Source organism: 'Cynodon dactylon' phytoplasma, assembly GCF_009268075.1.
Classification (GTDB): domain Bacteria; phylum Bacillota_I; class Bacilli_A; order Acholeplasmatales; family Acholeplasmataceae; genus Phytoplasma; species Phytoplasma cynodontis.
In genome coordinates, this window is sequence record NZ_VWOH01000004.1 from 1 (window position 1) to 19,416 (window position 19,416).

23 protein-coding genes are annotated in these 19,416 nt (G+C 19.2%); 18 read left to right on the plus strand and 5 right to left on the minus strand.

The annotated features are described in order from the left end of the window. The first annotated feature begins 206 nt into the window (after positions 1 to 206). From F1741_RS01705 to smpB, 3 genes are all read left to right on the plus strand, one after another. On the plus strand, positions 207 to 1,475 hold the full coding sequence (locus F1741_RS01705) for a hypothetical protein (RefSeq protein WP_152309886.1): 1,269 nt from the start codon (positions 207 to 209) through the stop codon (positions 1,473 to 1,475). A gap of 72 nt (positions 1,476 to 1,547) precedes the next feature. Next, positions 1,548 to 2,087: an inorganic diphosphatase gene (locus F1741_RS01710; RefSeq protein WP_152309887.1), complete on the plus strand. Its 540-nt coding sequence runs from the start codon at positions 1,548 to 1,550 to the stop codon at positions 2,085 to 2,087. Positions 2,088 to 2,203: 116 nt separating this feature from the next. Next, a complete protein-coding gene (gene smpB, locus F1741_RS01715; protein WP_152309888.1) occupies positions 2,204 to 2,674 on the plus strand; it encodes an SsrA-binding protein SmpB in 471 nt (156 codons plus the stop codon). Positions 2,675 to 2,677: 3 nt separating this feature from the next. On the opposite strand, the gene F1741_RS01720 is transcribed toward smpB, so the two are convergent. Further along, positions 2,678 to 2,980, minus strand: a complete 303-nt coding sequence (locus F1741_RS01720; protein ID WP_152309889.1) for a hypothetical protein — start codon at positions 2,978 to 2,980, stop codon at positions 2,678 to 2,680. Positions 2,981 to 3,262: 282 nt separating this feature from the next. On the opposite strand from F1741_RS01720, the gene F1741_RS01725 reads away from it, so the two are divergent. Then, positions 3,263 to 4,303, plus strand: coding sequence for a hypothetical protein (locus F1741_RS01725; RefSeq protein ID WP_152309890.1), 1,041 nt, complete (start codon positions 3,263 to 3,265; stop codon positions 4,301 to 4,303). A gap of 218 nt (positions 4,304 to 4,521) precedes the next feature. After that, positions 4,522 to 5,232 carry a hypothetical protein gene (locus tag F1741_RS01730; protein WP_152309891.1) on the plus strand — a complete coding sequence of 237 codons (711 nt, stop codon included), beginning with the start codon at positions 4,522 to 4,524 and terminating at the stop codon, positions 5,230 to 5,232. 32 nt (positions 5,233 to 5,264) lie between these two features. Here F1741_RS01730 and F1741_RS01735 read toward each other — a convergent pair whose 3' ends face one another. Beyond that, positions 5,265 to 5,810, minus strand: a complete 546-nt coding sequence (locus tag F1741_RS01735; RefSeq protein WP_152309892.1) for a hypothetical protein — start codon at positions 5,808 to 5,810, stop codon at positions 5,265 to 5,267. 290 nt (positions 5,811 to 6,100) lie between these two features. Between F1741_RS01735 and rpsP the strand changes: the two genes are divergently transcribed. The 12 genes from rpsP (at position 6,101) to plsY (ending at position 15,408) form a co-directional block, all read left to right on the plus strand. Beyond that, positions 6,101 to 6,355, plus strand: coding sequence for a 30S ribosomal protein S16 (rpsP, locus tag F1741_RS01740; RefSeq protein ID WP_152309893.1), 255 nt, complete (start codon positions 6,101 to 6,103; stop codon positions 6,353 to 6,355). Positions 6,356 to 6,470: 115 nt separating this feature from the next. Continuing rightward, positions 6,471 to 7,178, plus strand: a complete 708-nt coding sequence (gene trmD / locus F1741_RS01745; RefSeq protein ID WP_152309894.1) for a tRNA (guanosine(37)-N1)-methyltransferase TrmD — start codon at positions 6,471 to 6,473, stop codon at positions 7,176 to 7,178. A 53-nt stretch (positions 7,179 to 7,231) separates the two neighbouring features. Beyond that, positions 7,232 to 7,585, plus strand: coding sequence for a 50S ribosomal protein L19 (gene rplS, locus F1741_RS01750; protein WP_152309895.1), 354 nt, complete (start codon positions 7,232 to 7,234; stop codon positions 7,583 to 7,585). Positions 7,586 to 7,606: 21 nt separating this feature from the next. Then, positions 7,607 to 8,860, plus strand: a complete 1,254-nt coding sequence (gene tyrS / locus F1741_RS01755) for a tyrosine--tRNA ligase (protein ID WP_152309896.1) — start codon at positions 7,607 to 7,609, stop codon at positions 8,858 to 8,860. A 22-nt stretch (positions 8,861 to 8,882) separates the two neighbouring features. Then, the gene (locus tag F1741_RS01760; protein ID WP_152309897.1) at positions 8,883 to 9,341 is read left to right on the plus strand and encodes an iron-sulfur cluster assembly scaffold protein; all 459 of its coding nucleotides are present in this window, start codon (positions 8,883 to 8,885) and stop codon (positions 9,339 to 9,341) included. Between the two features lie 103 nt (positions 9,342 to 9,444). Next, positions 9,445 to 11,121 (plus strand): ABC transporter substrate-binding protein, encoded by a 1,677-nt coding sequence (locus tag F1741_RS01765; protein WP_152309898.1) that lies wholly within the window; start codon positions 9,445 to 9,447, stop codon positions 11,119 to 11,121. A gap of 194 nt (positions 11,122 to 11,315) precedes the next feature. Then, positions 11,316 to 11,768: a S26 family signal peptidase gene (locus tag F1741_RS01770; protein ID WP_193310881.1), complete on the plus strand. Its 453-nt coding sequence runs from the start codon at positions 11,316 to 11,318 to the stop codon at positions 11,766 to 11,768. A 38-nt stretch (positions 11,769 to 11,806) separates the two neighbouring features. Continuing rightward, on the plus strand, positions 11,807 to 12,460 hold the full coding sequence (locus F1741_RS01775) for a uracil-DNA glycosylase (protein ID WP_152309900.1): 654 nt from the start codon (positions 11,807 to 11,809) through the stop codon (positions 12,458 to 12,460). 47 nt (positions 12,461 to 12,507) lie between these two features. Continuing rightward, a complete protein-coding gene (rnhC, locus tag F1741_RS01780) occupies positions 12,508 to 13,458 on the plus strand; it encodes a ribonuclease HIII (protein WP_244609569.1) in 951 nt (316 codons plus the stop codon). Positions 13,459 to 13,475: 17 nt separating this feature from the next. After that, on the plus strand, positions 13,476 to 13,910 hold the full coding sequence (locus tag F1741_RS01785; RefSeq protein WP_152309901.1) for an HIT family protein: 435 nt from the start codon (positions 13,476 to 13,478) through the stop codon (positions 13,908 to 13,910). A 10-nt stretch (positions 13,911 to 13,920) separates the two neighbouring features. Then, positions 13,921 to 14,616: a PAQR family membrane homeostasis protein TrhA gene (gene trhA, locus F1741_RS01790; RefSeq protein ID WP_152309902.1), complete on the plus strand. Its 696-nt coding sequence runs from the start codon at positions 13,921 to 13,923 to the stop codon at positions 14,614 to 14,616. A gap of 72 nt (positions 14,617 to 14,688) precedes the next feature. Continuing rightward, complete coding sequence (gene plsY / locus F1741_RS01795) at positions 14,689 to 15,408, plus strand: glycerol-3-phosphate 1-O-acyltransferase PlsY (RefSeq protein ID WP_152309903.1); 720 nt, start codon at positions 14,689 to 14,691, stop codon at positions 15,406 to 15,408. A 255-nt stretch (positions 15,409 to 15,663) separates the two neighbouring features. On the opposite strand, the gene F1741_RS01800 is transcribed toward plsY, so the two are convergent. After that, positions 15,664 to 16,008: a hypothetical protein gene (locus F1741_RS01800; protein ID WP_152309904.1), complete on the minus strand. Its 345-nt coding sequence runs from the start codon at positions 16,006 to 16,008 to the stop codon at positions 15,664 to 15,666. A gap of 678 nt (positions 16,009 to 16,686) precedes the next feature. Here F1741_RS01800 and F1741_RS01805 point away from each other — a divergent pair. Further along, positions 16,687 to 17,082 carry a hypothetical protein gene (locus F1741_RS01805; protein ID WP_152309905.1) on the plus strand — a complete coding sequence of 132 codons (396 nt, stop codon included), beginning with the start codon at positions 16,687 to 16,689 and terminating at the stop codon, positions 17,080 to 17,082. Positions 17,083 to 17,868: 786 nt separating this feature from the next. Here the strand turns inward: F1741_RS01805 and F1741_RS01810 are convergent. Together F1741_RS01810 and F1741_RS01815 are read right to left on the minus strand one after the other, a co-directional pair. Next, positions 17,869 to 18,483 (minus strand): hypothetical protein, encoded by a 615-nt coding sequence (locus F1741_RS01810; RefSeq protein ID WP_152309906.1) that lies wholly within the window; start codon positions 18,481 to 18,483, stop codon positions 17,869 to 17,871. A 412-nt stretch (positions 18,484 to 18,895) separates the two neighbouring features. Further along, complete coding sequence (locus F1741_RS01815) at positions 18,896 to 19,240, minus strand: hypothetical protein (protein WP_152309907.1); 345 nt, start codon at positions 19,238 to 19,240, stop codon at positions 18,896 to 18,898. Positions 19,241 to 19,416 lie beyond the last annotated feature (176 nt).

The window sequence follows — 19,416 nt, forward strand, 5'->3', positions numbered from 1 at the left end:
CTTGTCCGGTGGTGTAGGGGGCTTATTGTAATAATTCCATTTAATGCAATGGTAAAACGCAATATTTCTATCCTGATCTGAAGAGCCTCGTGTCGGCAGTTCGATTCTGCCCGGAGCCGCCATTATTAATAAATTAAAATATTTTTTTGTTTTATTTTTTTTTTAAAAAAATAATTTTTCTTAATATTATTAGAAAGAATAAAATAATGCTAAAAAAAAAATTAAAAAATAATTTTTTTTTAAAAAAAAATATAATTTTATTTTTGTTTCATATAATTTGTATTTTATCCATAAATTTTTTTTTTAATTTTAATTTTATCTATGCTATAGAAAATAAAAATGTTTTAAATAATGATGATACTTTAATACCTTTAATAGAAAATAATAATAAACAAAAATTGAATAATAACTTTTTGTTAGATGAAGATATCGATATTTCTAGTTATGCTGAATGTTCTTATCGTTTGAATTCTAAAAAAAAATATATTTGTTTAGGTTGGAAACATGATTCTGGGTCTTTTTTTTCTAAAAAAGTTAATTTTTTTTATGGAATAGATAATATAAAATTATTACCATGTTCTTCTTTCAAAGAATGGTTGAATCTTAAACAATTATTTTTTGTTTTAATAAATTATCATATCCCTAAAATGAATTTATTATTTAATATTATTGATTTTTTTCATTTTAAAGAAGAATTTATAGATCAAAAATATGATAGAATAGCTCTAGATACTTCTCATTTTTGTTATTTTTTAAAAAAAGACCCTTCTTTAGGATGTTTTTATTTTAAGGAAGAAGATTTAAAATATATAGATTCTTTTAATATATCTTTATGTAATTGTAAAGTTTCTGGATATTCTATATTAGAATTGATATTAGAAATAACTCATTTAAAAGATAAAGAAGAAAGAGATATTTTTTTAAAACATTTATTTGATTATTTAAATTATTTAAATAAAAAATTTGATTCTAATTATAATGAATCTGATTCAGAAAATAAAAAATCATCAGAAAAAATAAACATTTCTATAGAGAATTTACTCGATAAAATATCTGAAAATATTGATATTGATTCCATAGATAAAAATTTAATTTCTCATTTGATTAAAAATTTAATTCGTTGTTTTGCTCCTAAATTTTTTTTAATTAATTTTTCTGTAGATAAAAATGATATTAATAAAAAACCTTCAAAAGAATATAGATTAGATATATCTTTGAAACCAGAGCATAAAACTATAGGTTGTTTATTAGAAATGAAAAAAGATTTATATAATAACAATTTTTATATTTATTTTAATGAAATTTTCAGAATTAAAGAAGATAATACAGAAAGATTAAATTTAATTAAAAAAATTTTAATTTTTACTGAAGATATAAATGAATCTAATTTATTAGATCATTTAATTATTAGTATAACTAAACAAAAAAAATATTTAAATAAAAAAATTATTTTACTTGGAGCAGATAAAAAATAATTTTTTGGATTATAAATATTTAATATAATTATTTTAAAAAAATTTTATTAAAGATGAGGATAGGTATAAATTATGAAATTTTTACAAAATATTAATTCTTGTAGAATTAATGAAGATAAATTTCTTGTTTTTATCGAAATTTCCAAAGGTAGTCAAAATAAATATGAACTAGATAAAGAGACAGGTTTATTAATTTTAGATCGTTTTTTATCTACTTCTTTTAAATATCCAGCTAATTATGGTTTTATTCCTTTTACTTATTGTGATGATAAAGATCCTTTAGATGTTTTTGTGTTATCTAAAGAAATTTTAGATCCAATGATTTTAGTAGAATGTCGACCTATTGGTCTTATTAAAATGATTGATAATAATGAATTAGATGAAAAAATTATAGCTGTTCCAATTAAAGATGTATTTATGAATTCTTATCAAGATATAAACGATATTCCTTCTTCTTTTTTATTAGAATTAAAACATTTTTTAATGCACTATAAAGATTTAGAAGATAAAAAAGTTATTATTGAAAAAATAGAAAATAAAAAAAAAGCTTTTTTAACAATTAAAAAATCTCTATTAAATTATAATAAAATTGATAATAAAAAAATAGAATAGAATAATTAGTTTATTTCTTTTTTTTTATTTAAATTTAGATTATTTTTTTGTTGAAATTTTTTTATTTTTTTATTGAAAGTTATATTTATAAATAATTATTTTAGGATTTAATATTAATGAACAAAAAAACGATAAAAACAATTCTTTCTAATAAAAAAGCTTTTTATAATTACCTACTAGATACAAAATATATTGCAGGTATTAAGTTATTAGGTAATGAAGTTAAATCTATTCGTTTAGGTAAAGTTAATTTAGATAATTCTTATATTAAATTTAATTTTGATGAAGTTTTTATTATAAATATGTTAATCTCTAAGTATCCTTTTTGTAATATTTTTCATAATTATAACGAAAATAGAGAAAGAAAACTTTTATTAAACAAAAGAGAAATTTTACAAATTAAAAACAAAATTCAAACTAAAGGTTTTATTGTTATACCAATTAGAATTCTTATAATTAAAAATTTAGTCAAAATAGAAATTTCTTTAGCTAAAGGCAAAAAAAAATATGATAAAAGATCATTATTAAAAGAAAAAGAATTAGATTTAAAAATTAAAAAAATGATAAAAAAAGATGATTATTATTAATTTTTAAAAAGAAATATATGGTTTGATATCAGAATAAAAGGAAGATAAATAAAAGTTTATATTTTCAACTATAGTATTAATAATACTAAACCATTTATATAAAATATAGTCTTTTAAGTTTTCTTTTTTAACTTCTTCTTCATTTGTATATTGATTAATTGCTTGTGGATTCAATATCATATTTATATTGAATGGTTTTTTTTTTAAAGAAATTTTTTTTTCATTATCTTCAGCTATTTTATACAGTATTGCTCCTATAAAACATCCTAAAATTATTGTTATTATAAAACCTAATTTTTTAAACATTTTTTTTTTTAATTTAATTCTCCTTTTTTATGTTATTTTTATTTATTCAATAAATATTCTAACACATTGTTTTCTATTAAATAATAATAAATTTGTTTTAATTTTTGTTAAATTATTAATTTTTTATGATTTTTTTCATATTATTTTATAATTATTTAAATTCTTATATATCATTGGAAATTTCTAGTATTTTATTATAATTATATAATTTTTTCTATTGAAAAAATTATTAAAAAAATATATAATTATAGTGTTAGAAAGAGGTTTAAATAGTATTTTTTTATGTTTATTTTAAATAATTTTATAAAATCTATTTTATCTAAAAAAAATTTTTTAATAATTTTTGTTTTAGTAATAATTCCGATTTTTTTATTTTTTTATATTAAAAAGGTTCAAAATAAATTTTCACATATTAAGGTTGCACAAAGAAAATTATTAGTTGATAATAATAAAAAAGGTAAAATAAATAAATTTAATTTATATTCAAATATGAATTTTCATTTTTTAGAAGATAAAAATATTTTAGAAGTAGAATTTATTAATCATAAAAATTTAAAAAAACAAAAATTTGATATTTTTAATAAAAAAATAATTGAACAAGTTTTGTTTGATGGGACTATACAAATTTTTGATCCAATAACAGGTTTTATGACAGAAAGACTATTACCTAATGGTTTATATTCTAAATATAAAACAAAAAATGGTACTTTATTATTTTTATATGATATTAATAAATATGATATGATACCTTTAGATCAAATAGATTCTTTATCAGAAAATGATGAAAGACTGAAATATTTTAAAAAATCTCAAGAACTAATTATATTTAACAAACCAATAATAGAAAATTATAATGCAATTTCAAACAATATAGATATTATAATTATGAATTTATATAAAAATTTGGAAAATAAAGAACAAACAAAAAGTTTTAAAACAAAAGATTTGATTTTATATGATCTAGAATATAATGAAAAAAAAGAAGATTTTGAAGAATCAAATTTTTTTTTTGACAGTTTGAAAAAAGAAGAAGATGAAAAAGAAATTTTAGAAGATATTTTAACAGATAATAATGATGTAAAAGATTTTAAAGATATAGAAAAAAATAAAAATAAAAGCAAAGATACAAATATAATTGATCATCAAGATAAAAAAAAATTTAGAAAAAATAAAAGTGTTTTTGGAATTATAAATAATAAAAATAAAAATAATATTTTTATTAGAAAATTTAGTTTTATTAATACCAAAAAACCTTTTTTGAATTTGATTATTAATATACCTTATATTCATTCTTCTATATTTTTAAGTCATATGCTTTTCTAAAATTTTTAGATTTTTTTCATATCTTTCTTTCTAAATATTAATTATTTTTTAATTTTCAAATTGATAAAAAAGTATTTTATATTACGGTTTTTTTAATTCATCTTAATATAAGATATTTTTTTTATTAATTTTATTATTTAAATGAAATTATTTGTTGTAATAAGTTATTTGTTTATATCAAGTTAAAGGGTTTAAACTAGTTATATAGAAAGTTTTTTATGAATTTAATAGAACAAATTTTTAATTTTAAAAAAAGAAAACTTCAAAAATTAATTTTAGGTTCTTTTTTTGTTTCTTTTGCTATTGTTTTATCTCAAATAAATAAATTTTGCCCTATTTTTTTTAATAAATCTCTTTATACAGAAAATAATTATTTTTGTTATTGGTATTTTCCTTTTTTTATGATGAGTTTATTTTTCGATTTTAGTTCTCATCTATTTTTTTTGTTATTTTATTGTTTTATAGATATTTTTGTTTATTCAAGTGAAAGATATTTGTTTCAAATACAATTTCTTACTAACAATTATTTAAACAAACCTCAAGTAATTCTTTTATTTTATATGATCTTTTTTGGTACTATTATTCCTGTTTTATCTTATTCTTTAACGAGTTTTTTTACATTTTTTATTAAAAAAAATATAAAAAAAAATTTTTTATTTTTATTTATTATAATTTTGATACAAACTATTTCTAGATTTTTTTGCGGTTTTTTATGTTATTGGGGTCCTAATACTAAGTATTATTTTATTTTAAGAAATAATATTAATATTTTTAATAAAAGTTTAAAATCATCTTTATTTTATTATTCTTTTATGTTTTTTTGGAATTTTTTACCTATTTTGATTTCGAATTTAATTCTTTTTATTTTATTTTCTATTTTTAAGAGTTTTATATTAAAAAATTTTAAATTTTATTGGTTATCAAAATAAAATTTATTCTTCAAAAAAATAATCTTTTTTTTCTAATTTATCTTGTTATATAACATACTACTGAATAAATTAAATACTTTTGTCATATCTAAATTTTTAGGTTTAAAATTTTTTTTTTGATTTAATTTCATAAAATGTTCAATATACATTTTTTTTAATGAATCAAAAATATCCAAATTAAAATTAAAATTATAATATATATCTTTATTTAAAAATTTTTTTATAATTTCAAACCAGCTAACATTTTTTTTATAAGGTAAAAAATTCTTTATTTCCCATTGTATACAACATTCTAAGATAAGAAATAAATTTGTGTTAACTATTTCATATTTATTTTCAATTTTTTGTAAATATGATAAATGAAAACTATTTATATAATATTTTCTTTTTTGCATTTCTTTTATCCATTTAACAAAAGATAGGTTAAAATAATTACGACCCATGTCTAAAAAAAATTGCATAGCTTTATTTTTTTTGTTTTTATTTAAACAATAGTCATACATTCCGAATTCTTTTCTTAAAGCTTTAATAGATAATTCTGGTGTATATTCAAAAAGTTCATAAGGTATAATTCTCATTTATTTTTTTTAATCCTTTTTTAATTATTTTAAATATATTTTAATAAATTATTTTATTTTTTTGTATATATTATATTATAGGTTTACTTATTGAATATTGACAGTTATTATTTTTTCTTTTATAATCTAACTATAATAGTAAAAAAATAATTTATAATGAGAATCTAATATTAAAACAAAATATTTAGGAATGAAGATTAATAGTATTTCATTTTTTTATTGTTTAATAATATTACATTTATATTATGTATTATATCTATATCTAATAACAGAAAGTAGGTTTAACAATTATGTCGGTTAAAATTCGCTTACAACGTTTTGGTTCTCATAAAAAACCTTTTTATCGTATAGTAGCTACAGAATCTTGTAATAAAAGAGATGGGAAGTTTTTAGAAATTATTGGTATTTATCATCCTTTATCTAATGTTATTAGTGTATACAATGAAAAGTTAGAAAAATGGTTATCTTTTGGAGCTCAATTAACTAAGACTACTAAAAATTTATTAAAAAAGAATAAAAAAAATAATTTAACAAAAAAATGTTAAAAAATTGATTTCTAATTCTAATTTAGAATTAATTTTTGTTTTTTGATTTTTTATTATAATCATAATCTGTTTGTATTTTTTTAATTATTTTTTTAATATATAAAGGTTTTTAATAATGATATTTGATATTATAACTATTTTTCCTAATTTTTTTAATTTTTTTTTAGATCATTCTATAATAAAAAGAGCATATTTAAAGAAAAAAATTATATTAAATATTTTAGATTTAAGAAAATATAGCCATAATAAACATAATCAAGTAGATGATACTGTTTATGGAGGCGGAAGTGGTATGTTACTTGCTTTTCCTCCTTTATACGATTGTCTTTTAAATATTAAGAGAGAGAAACGAAGTAGGGTTATTTTATTGTCTCCTCAGGGAATTGTTTTGAAACAAAAAAAAGTTATTCATTATGCTGAAAAATATACACAATTAATTATTTTATGTGGAAATTATGAAGGTGTAGATGCGAGAATTTTAAAATTTGTAGATGAAGAACTTTCGATAGGTGATTATATTTTGACCGGAGGTGAGTTTGCTGCTATTATTTTAATTGATGCTATTACTAGAGTTGTATCAGGAGTTATTAAAAAAGAGTCTTATTTGCAAGATTCTTTTCAAGGTGGTTTATTAAAATATCCTCAATATACTAGGCCACAAATTTATAAAGGAGAGTCTGTCCCTTCTGTTCTAATTTCTGGGAATCATAATAAAATTAAAGAATGGCGAAAAAAAGAAAGTTTAAAAAATACTTTATTAAAAAGACCTGATTTATTAGAAGAAAAAAATAAGATTCAGATAAAAAATAAAAAAACAGAATAAAATATATATAGAAAATAATTAAAAGGAAGAAATTATTATAAGAAGCCATGAATATGAATTTAAAAGGACAAGAGTTAATTAATTTTGTTAATAAAAAAAATTTAAGAAAAGTACCTTTTTTTGCAGTTGGTGATACAGTTAGAATTTTTATCAAGTTTGAAGAAAACAATAAGAAGAAAATACAAATTTTTGAAGGTTTAGTGATTAGAAAAAAAGGAAGTAATATTTCAGAAACTTTTACATTAAGAAGAGTTTATTCAGGAGTAGGAGTTGAACGTATTTGTCCATTACATTCGCCTTTATATGAAAAAATAGAGGTAGTAAAACGTGGTATAGTTCGTCGTTCTAAACTTTATTATATTCGTTATTTATCTGCAAAAGCTACTAAGATTAAAGAGAAAAGATAGAATAAAAGGAGAAATTTGTATTTGTTATCTTTATTTGAAGAACTAAAATGGCGTGGTTTAATTAAGGATTGTAGCGATGAAAGCAGATTAGAAAAAGTTTTGGATAATGAAAAAATAAATTTTTATTGTGGATTTGATCCTACTGCTAATTCTCTTACTTTAGGACATTTAGTTCAAATCAATACTATTTTGTTATTTTATAAAAATTATCATTTTCCTTTTATTTTGATAGGAAGTGGTACAGGTTTAATTGGTGATCCTAAAGAATCTAAAGAAAGATTTTTGCTGTCTAAAGAAGAGATTTTTTATAATAGCAATTCTATTAGAAGTCAATTAGAAAATATATTTTTAAATAAAAAAATTAAATTAGTAGATAATTATAATTGGATATCTCAAATAGATTTTATTTCTTTTTTTAGAAAATATGGAAAATTATTTAATATTAATTATATGATTTCCAAAGAAATAGTAGCTAAAAGATTAAAAAAAGGAATTTCTTATACAGAATTTTCTTATATGCTTTTTCAAGCATTAGATTTTTATCATTTGTACAAAGAATTTAATGTTATATTACAATTTGGTGGTTCTGATCAATGGGGAAATATTACTAGTGGATTAGAATTGATTCGTAAAATGAGTTTAACAAAAAAAAATAATAAACCTTTAGGATTCAGCATTCCTCTTTTGTTAGATACTAAAGGTGTTAAATTTGGTAAGAGCGAGAAAAATACTATATGGTTAGACAAAAAAAAGAGTAATTCTTATGAAATTTATCAATATTTACTAAATATTAGTGATAATGATGTTATTGATCTTTTAAAAAAAATAACTTTATTAACCCCTGATAGGATTATTTTTTTAGAAGAAGAAACTAAAAAAAATCCTAGACAAAGAGCAGCACAAAAAGAATTAGCTAAATTTGTTGTTATGTTTTTGCATGGTTACGAAGAGTTAGAAAAATGTATTAAAATTAATAATATTTTATTTAACAAAGATTTGAAAAAATGGGATTTAGATGATTTTATTTTTTTATCAAAGCATTTAGATTTTTATAAAACCAAAGAGAATATTTTATTAGTAGATGCTTTAGTGTATGCTAAGTTCGCAATATCTAAAAATGAAGCTAGAAGATTGATTTTATCAAATTCTATTAAAGTTATGGGAAATTCTATTACAAAAGTTGATTTTATTTTAGAATCTCAAAAAGCTTTTGATAATAAATATGTTTTATTAACTAAAAAGAATAAAATTAATTTTCTAATTATTTTTGATTAAAGTCGAGAAAAGAAATTTTGTTATGAAAATAGATGAATTATACCGTAAAATTATTTTAGATAATTATCATAATCCTTTTAATAAAGGTTTATTATTTAACGAAAAAGAAAAAAAATATTTGATTTTAGAAGCTAAAAATATATTTTGTAATGAATTTATTAAAATTCAAATATTTTTTAATCAAGATAATATTTTAGATATTAGATATGAAACTGAAGGTTGTGTGATTTTAACTGCCTCAGCTTCTTTGATGTCTTTTTTTTTGAAAAAAATTGATTTAGATTTATGTATATCTAAAATAGATAATTTTTTGAAAATGGTTAAGAATCAAAAATTTGATTCTGAAAAAATTGATAAAGATTTATATTCTTTTAAAAATATTTCTTTTTTTCCAAGTAAAATTCATTGTGTTGCTATGCCTTGGAAATTAACTTCTAAAATTATTAAAAAATATATAAAAATAAATTTAAAAAATTTTTAATATTTTATATTGATTGTTATAATAAAAAGTATGTATTTATTATATTTCATTATAAAATTTTTTTTTAATATTTTTTAATATATAAAGAAGAGGTTAATAAAAGATGACATTATATTCTAATAAACCAAAATATATGAAAAATAATTTATTTTGGAAGTGTATTTTTTTTATTTTCTTGTTAGCTTTATTTGTTTTATGGTTTCGATTTAGAGATAAAAATAATCAAAATCAAGAAAAAAAAGAATATTTAAAAGATATTTTGATGGTTGGAACTTCAACCGAAATTAAAAATGGTTTCGGAATGTTTGGGATGGGTGAAAATACAACTAATAATGCTCAAGTTCGTAACTTAATGCATGAATATTTAGTCAGTCCTTTAGAAATCCAAAAAAAAGGTTATTATTTTACCGAATATAAAAATAAATTAATAGAAGAAATACCGAAAAAACCTATTACAACAGGTTTATGGAAAGGTTATTATGAATTTAATTTAATACCGAATATTAAATTTCATGATGGAAAAGAGTTAACTAATGATGATATAATCGAAACTTTAGAATTAAATCGTGATTCTCAAAACGAACATTCTTATTTTATAGATAAATTTGCGAAGTCTGATGATCTAACAAAAAAATATTTATTTTATATTAAGTTTAAAAATAATAAAGATTTATTAAATTATCATCATTTAAGCAAGATACCTATTATAAGTAAAGAAGTTAAAGATAAAGATCCGCAAAATTTTCGAAATATAGGTTTAGGCAGTTTTAAATTAACTAAGTTTGATCCTAATACTAAAACAATTGAATTAGAGTTTTTTTCTGATTATTACCAATTAAAAAATAATAATGATGTGAATATTAAAAAAATTATTATTTATTTTATTCCTTCTATTCAGACTCTTTATATGAATTTAGAAAAAGGAGAATTAGATCTAATATTAGAAAATATTGAACAGGTATATTTAGAAAAAATGATTAAAAATAAACAATTAAAATTAGTTGAAAATACTAATTTAAATTTAACTTATATTATTTTGAATAGTAAAACCCTTAGTATTGAAAATAGAAAAAGTATTGTTCAAGAATTCACTCCATATTTAAAAAAAGAAATACTGAATGATTTAGGAGAAGATTCTTCTTATTATCAAGTTGTAAATGTTTTTTCAGATAATCGTTTAAAAGGAGGTAATTTTTCTGATCAAGAATTTAATGATATTATTTTGAATGATATAAAAATTCAAGCTTCCAAACCTAATTCTAAAATAAGAGCATTATTTACTAATGCTGACGAAACTAAAAATCGTTTTATGAATAAATTTATAGAAAAATTATCTAACGAAAAAGGTTTTAATATAGAAAAGATACAATTAGAAAAAAATGAAACTATCGCAAAAGCTAAATCGGGAGAATTTGATATGTTTTGTTTAACAGAGTATTTAGAAAATACTTTTCCTCATTATTTATTAAATGTTTATTTTGGTAAAATTCATTCCTCTAATCATACAAATAATTCCGCAAACTCAGAAGCTTATTTAAATGTTTCTGGTTTGAATGAACCTGAAATATATGATAAAATTGATTATCTAAAAACAATAGATTTTAACAATCCAGATTATGAATCTAAAATAAAAGAATTACATAAAGTTTTAATTGAAAAATATATTGCTATTCCATTATTTCAAATCAATAAAATTAGAAATTTAGTAAGAAATAATATTGAAGGTTTTAATATGAATATTTTTGGAGAAATTAATTGGAATAAAATTAAAAAAGAATAGATTAATTTTTTTGTTATTTTTCAATTTTGTTAAACCACAATTATTATTCATAATTATTATTAGAATAAAAAAAAGTCGAGAAAATCATGTTAATTATTTTAAAAAAAATATTTTGTTTTATTTATAAAATTTCATTTTGGATTTATTATTTTTTTATATTTTATTGTTGTTTGTTTATGTTATTGAGCATATTTATGTCGCAAGAAAAAGTTCTCAAGTTTTTGAATTTTAGTTATTTTAGAGTGGCCAGCGAGAGTATGTATGATTCCTTAAAAATAGATGATTATGTTATTGTTAAAACAATATCAGAAAAAGAATGTTATAATTTAAAACCATCTAAAACATTAAATTCTAAAGATGGTGATGTTATTATTTTTAAGCTTGATAAGAATAAATTTCCTGATATATTAGTTATCCATAGAGTGGTAGAAAATGATTTAAAGAATAGATATGTTACAACCAAAGGAGATAATAATCAAAATATTGAAGAATTTGATCGATTTATAAATTATAATAATATTTTAGCTAAACCTATTTTCAAGATAGATCATAAATATATATTTTTAATTAAATGTGCTATAGTTATTTATTTTTGTTTTTTTATTATTTATTTTTTGATAAAAAAATTAAAATTATTAATGTATTAAATTAATTCAAACAAAATAAAAATTAGGTTTTTAAAAAAATGTGGGACTATTTTATTAAGCAAGAAAAAAAAAAATTATATTTTAAAAAAATTTTATCATTTTTAAAAAAAGAGTTAGAGAAAGGTAAAATTATTTATCCTTCTTTTCAAAATATATTCCGAGCTTTTAAGTTAACTAATTTCGATAATACAAAAGTAGTTATTTTAGGACAAGATCCTTATCCAGGTCCTAACCAAGCTCATGGTTTATCTTTTAGCACTTTGAATGAAAAAACACCTTCTAGTTTAAAAAATATATTCAAAGAATTAAAAAATGATTTATCTTTTTGTTCTGCTAAAACTAATAATTTAACTTTATGGGCTTTAGAAGGTGTTTTATTAATTAATAGCATCTTAACAGTAGAAAAAAATAAACCGTTAAGTCATCAACATATTGGTTGGCACAACTTTACTATTAATTTTTTCAATTTTTTAAATTATAATAAAAAAAAAGTAGTTTATATACTGTGGGGTAAATTTGCTCAAAATTATGAAAAATATATTATAAAAGAAAGTAACTTTATTATAAAAAGTTCCCATCCTTCTTTTTATTCTGCTCATAAAGGTTTTTTAGGTTCTAGACCATTTTCCAAAACTAATAATTATTTACAAGAAAATAATATAAAAACAATTAATTGGAATTTGGACAGATAATGTTAAACTTTTTAAATATTTTTTAAAAGATTTGAGGAAAAAAATTAGTGTCTGAAAACTATATTTTAAAAAAATTAAATTTAGAACAAATCGAATTAATAAGAAAAGAATTTCAAAATTTTATCTTAAATGAAAAAGAAAACAAAAGTATTTATGTTTTATTTCGTATTAAAAAAGATAATAGTACAATTACAATTTTTAAGAATGGTACTTGTTTTGTACAAGGATTAAATAAAAAACCAATTTTTATATTTATTTGTAATTTGTTGAATTTGCATTTTAATGATGAAGTTTATGATCTTAAAAAAAAAGAAAATCATGATTTAATAAAACATAATTTTATTGGTTCTGATGAAGTAGGTACAGGTGATATTTTTGGCCCTATAATAGTTTGTGCATCTTTTGTTAGTGAAAAAAATATTGCTTTTCTAAAAAAAATGAATATTACTGATTCTAAAAAACTTTCTTCTAAAAATATTTTTAAAATATCAAAACTTATTATAAATAAGAATAAAATACCTTATTTTGTTAAAATTTTGCATCCTTTAGAATATAATTCACTTATTCAAAACAAAAATAATTTAAATAAAATAAAAGCTTTATTACATAATGAAGCTATTTTAGAACTTATAAAAAAAATAGATAAAAATGTTAAATTTAATGTAGTAATTGATCAGTTTGCTATTCCAGAGAAATATTTTAACTATTTAAAAAAAGAAAAAATAGTTTATAAAGATATAATATTCTGTACTAAAGCTGAAACTAAATATTTAAGTGTTGCTGTATCTTCTATTCTTGCAAGATATTTTTTTTTAAAAGAAATTCAACAATTAAGTGAAAAATTAAGTATTGATTTAAAATTAGGAGCTTCTTTTAAAGTGGATCAACAGTTATTAGAAATTTGTGAAAAAAAAGGTTTTGATATATTAAATAGAATTGCTAAATGTAATTTTAAAAATATTAAAAAATTATTAAACAATCTAAAAAGAAAGGTTTAGTTTATAGATCGATTGATATGACAACTATTTTCACTGAAATTATAAATAAAAAAATACCTAGTTATATAATTTATGAAGACGAATTGGTTATTGCTTTTTTAGACATCAATCCATTTACTAAAGGTCATACTTTAGTAGCTACAAAAAAAGATTATTCTTTTATAACTGAAATACCGAAAAATATTTTTTTACATATGTTTGAAATAATTCAGATTATTAGTAAAGTTTTAATAAAAACTTTAAATGCTAAAGGTATTAATTTATTAAATAATAATGGAAAAGAAGCTGGTCAAACCATATTTCATTATCATGTTCATTTAATACCTCGTTTTGAATTAAAAGAAATTAGTTTTATTCAAAATCAAAATTATTCACTAATAGATCGTGAATATAACCAAATAAAAAAAGAAATTATAAAAAATTTTAACTATTTTAAAAAAGGGGAAAAATAAGAAATATTTTATGAATTTTAATCAATATAAAAATCAAACAAAACAAACTTTAGGAGAAGAAATAGCGAACGCTATTTCTCATGGTATAATGATTCCCTTCAGTATTTTTTCTTTTTTCTTTTATTATCATTTGTTAATTAATAGACAAAATTTTAATTTTAGAAATATTTTATCCCTATTTTTATTTTCTTTAACAATGTTAATTTTGTATACTACTAGTTGCTTATATCATTCTTTATCTTCTCAAAATTGGAAATTTAAATTACAAAAACTAGATCATATTTGTATTTATTTATTGATTTGGGGTAGTTTTTCACCTTTTTTACTTTTAAGACGTGATTATATAGATGAAGAAAATTTTGTTTTTGTTTTTAGTAAAGAATGTATATTTTTTTTAATTCAAACTTTTATAGTTATTTTAGGTATTTTAGGTAAATTTTTTTATTTTACTAAATGGAAAAATATACATTTATTTCTATATTTATTTTTAGGATGGAACGGATTATTTTTTTTAAAAGATTTATTACTTATGGATTATAAAATTATATTGTTTTTATTGTTAGGTGGTATTTTTTATACTATTGGTGTTTTTTTCTATAGTAAATCCAGAATATATAAATATTATCATTTTGTTTGGCATATATTTGTTATTTTCGGTAATTTATTACATATTTTGTCTGTTTATTTTTTAATAAATAGTATTTAATTTTTTGTTTATTAACATAATAAAAAAATAAATAATTAAATTAAATATATTAAGCAAAGGTAGATTAATTAAATGTTAGGAATTTTATTAAAATTGAACCAATTAAATTTTTTTTGGTTTTTTATTATGATTTTATTTTTTTGTTATTTGATAGGTTCTATTCCTACAGGTTTAATAATTGGAAAATTTTTTAAAAAAAAAGATTTGAGATTATTAGGTTCTAAAAATATTGGAGCTTCTAATGCCGCTCGTGTTTTAGGTTTTAAGTATGGTTTATTAATTTTTATTTTGGATTTTCTAAAAGGATTTTTATCTATTTTTATAGGTTTTTTTTTGATGCAAATAGTTTGTTATTATAAAAATATTTCTTTTTTTTTAATAGATAAAACAGAGATAAGAATTTATTTTGGTTTTTTTGTTATGTTAGGACAAATGTTTTCTATCTTTAATAATTTTCAGGGCGGAAAAGCTATTGCCACATCTGTGGGTGTTGTTTTTTATATAAATCCTTTTATTGGTTTTTTCGGGATTTTATCTTTTATTATTTTTTTAAGAATTTTTGGTTATGCTTTTTTAGCTTCTTTAATTTCTACTTTGTTAGTCGATTTTTTTTTATGTATTTGTTTTTATTTTAATTTTTTATCTTTTTTTCCTATCTATAAAAAAGAAATTTTAATTATTTTTTTTATAACTATTCTTATTTTTGTAAAGCATTTCTCTAATATAGTTAATTGGCTAAAATCGAAAGAAAATAAATTTGTTTTTAATGCTAAAAAAAACAAAAATTTATAAATTTATGTTTTTTTAAAATATTTTTTAAAAAAAAATAGTAACTAAATACTATTATTATCGTTTTACTATTTAATTTTTTCAATAATAATTATCAATATAATATATAAAAAAAATTAGATTGAATTTTATTTTGATTTTTATTTAATGTCTATTTTATAAAAAGTAATTTTTAAAGATTTAAAATATGATTCTAAATATAATTAGAAACAATATTTTAATATATATCAAATAATTTTAAAAAACCGAAAAGAATAATTATTCTATTTTTGGAGACATTATTATATGAAATAGAAATTTTTCTCTTCTTTTTTGTAATTCTTCTTTTTTATGTTGAAATAATCTTTTTTGCGATATTCTTTTTTGTTCTATATATTCTATTATTTTTTTTTCATTTATTTTTTTCTGTTTTTCTATCATAACAGAAGCTATTACTCCTTTTGTTTTTTCAAAAATAAAAATGCTATTTGAGAAAAATTTTGTTTTTCCTAAAGCAAAAACTTTATGTGATTTGAAATTAATTTTCATAAAAGAAAAAGACAAAAATATAAAAAATAAAAAATTATTTGTGAATAGTTTCAATTTTTTGAAATTAAAATTCATTTTTTTACAACTCCTTTTGGAATAATATTATCGATTCCAAAAGAAATTTTATCATAATAATTAATATTCATATTATTAAAATATTATTAATTTCTTTTGATGATTTAAATTATTTATCAATTATATAAATTATGTATTATTCTTAAAAAAATTTTTTAAAAATGTTTAGATTATTGAATTTTTACATTAATTTTATTAGTAAATAAATATTTATTTTTTGAATTTTTTCAAATTTAGTTTTTTTCGTTTTCATCAAAAAGTAAAAAAAGAATATTTTTGAAAATAACCTTAAATTTTTTTAGTAAATAAAAATATATAAAACAATTTTTAATTTTATTAATAAAGGACAATCTACAAAATTTTTTTGATATATTGTTTATCATTTGGTTTATCATTTTTTCTTTTAGTTGTTTAAACAAAGTTTTCGCCGAAACAAAAGTCGTTTTGGGTAAACTGATGTGAACCATCAAAAACGAGACCAATAAAAAGTTGTTTTTTTGATTCAAAAATAAAAGAAATAACTCTTTTGATTTTTAATAATCTAAGTCAACTTATTTATTAACTACTGGTAGTATAACTTAAAAGAAAAAAAGTCAACATAAAAAGATAGCGAACTTTTTAAAAAAAGTTATTATAAGAATAAATATAATATGAAGAAAGGTATTTAAAAAGTTTATTATGTTTGAATCATTTTTGTTCTTATGTGAATTATTTTTATTCTTATCTAGTATTACGAGAATTTATAAATATTTTTTAAGACCTTGTTATTATCATTTTAATAAAAAATATAAAACGTGTTTTTTAAAGAATAAATATATAGAACCTAATATTAATCGTCAAGAAAAGAAAAATTTTATTCATTGGTTTTTCACTATCGAAACTTGTGTAATCTCCATAACTTTATATCCATTTTTATCAAAATTATATATTGCAATTTTTGGGCATGATTACTTATTTTGGTTTAATTTTTTCTATATTATTTATGTTTTTTTACCTGCTATTGCTTTTATTGTTTATTTGATATCTACGAAACTAAAAAGAAAATTTAAAGAAAATAAATATAAAAAATATTAAGTAAAAATAAAGTAAAAAAACCAACTTTAATAGCTGGTTTTTTTATACTTTGAGAAAGAATTTTATAAGACTTCTGAATTCCTCATATGATAATAAAATCCCTATTATTCGTCATTCATCCTTTAAAAAAAAGAAAATCGAATCAAATAATCAATTTTTTTTAAAAAATAGGGGTATTTGAACTGCTATTATATAACTTAAAAAAGTTTTTCGTTGAGATTTGATATTAAAAACATATAAAATAGAGCATATTTTTTACTCAATTTTCTTTCCGTAAAAACATTTCATATTTTTATTAAATTTTGAAAATTTAGTTTTCATTTTTTTTAAACAAAGAAAAAAGAAAGTAACAAAGAAAAAAGAAAACATATAATATATATAATTTACTTACTTTAGTAAGTAAGTAAATTATATATATTTATTACTGTTCTCTAATGTTCTCTAACGTTCACAGCTACATTATATTAAAAAGAATTATATTAAAAAGAAAACTTTTTGTCAAGATTTTTTTTAAATTTCTTTTCAAAAAGTAAAAAAAAGAAAAAAAGAATGACGAAAGTAGTAAGAGGGAAAAACGCTGGGAGGCGTTTTCCCTCTTCTTCTTTCTTAAATAAAAAAAAGAATAAATAGTTAAAAAGAATGATTTAATAATTAAAAAAGAAAAGGAAAAGGAAGAAAAAAAGAAAAAAAAGATGTGTTCGCCGCTCGCCCAACACAAAAAGCCCTCTAAAAAGAGGATTGGTTATTTATTTTCTCATTTTTTCTAAAATAGAAAAAATAAATGATTCATTTTAACTTTTCGAATTCGAACAAAGTATTAATAAAATTGCAAGCATCATCATGATATCTTACATAAGTTTCAATAAGACCAGACATTGTCAAATTAAGTTTATCAAAATTTTTAAAAAGACTACGGTGTTTATCATATTCATATTTTTTAATTTTTTTTTCTATAAAATTTATTTTTAGATATTGTAATTCCAGAAATTTTAGATCATTTAAAAAAGTTTTACCAGAACAAAGTATTAGATCACTAATTTTCAAAAGAGAATCTATTGAATTCTTTCTAGCATAAGAAGTTTTTGGACGATTACAAGAAATTAAGTCACTAATTTTGCTACTTAGTAAAAGTTTAAATTCTATACAACGATTAAATTGATTCAGAATTTTTTCTTCAAAATTATTCATTTGAATTATATTTTTTAAATCTATGAGCAGTTTATCGATTAAATCTTCTTTTTCTGATAATGTTTTAAGCATTAAAATTTCTTCAATAGTATAGTCCTCAATATCAGAATTTTGTTCTGCTTTAATAGAATTATGAGGAATGAATAATAAACAAAATAATAAAACAGAAGCAGTAAAAAAACTTCTTATTGTCAATTGAACTTTATTTAACATTATTAAAAACTCCTTTTATTCGATCAATTATTTTTATTTAAATATTATATACGTTTATATCAAAAAGTTGATAGTTGGTGTATAGTAAATCATTTTTGTAGTTTCATATTGGTGATATGAGGTATTTTTTTAATTAAATAATTAGTAACTATCAAGCAATGGTCCTACTCCATGTCTTGTTACAAAGTATGTACCATTGTTAGAGTTTCAGCATTTCTTTTAGAACGAAATTCTTAAAATCAATAAACTCGAAAAATCTCGCTACGGACGAACAAGCCGGCCCCTAATCTGCGTTGACGGACACCGCTGGGGTAATTTCGACTGTGCGATGTTTTGTTTAAAAAGTCTTCATTGAGATCAACTGAGACCATCTAACAAGAAAGTCGTTTTTCCATCTCCAGGTTCCGGAAGGCTACAAAATTGGCGAGAGACAAGCTGTGAAAATACCTCTTACCCTGACGATCATAACTTTCGGTATGAAGATGGCCAGGTTTTTAATAAATGATGTTACCATATATCTTAATTGACCGAACTGTAATAAAGCTATTATTTTTTGATGTTTTAAAGAATATTTTTGATATTTATTTAAAATTTGATTTTGATAAAACCACCAATGATTTTTCTTGGTTCCGAGATCAGTAACGATGACTTCTTTCACTAAACCTTTTTGAGCTGGATAAAAATAAATGATTTGAGGGGGTAAAAAACAAAGCACATTATCATCATTTAGATTTAATAATACTTCACAAACGTTCATTTTCGTTAAACTCCTTTTTATTCACAACCTCACTTTAGCCAAAAGAAAAAAGCCAAGTTGTTTTTTTATTTGTTAAAAAAAACAATTTGACTTATTAATAACTACTTTTTACTGGTATTATTTTATTGGGTCAGTTTATACAGATAGATAATTAAAATTTGATTTATTTGTAATAT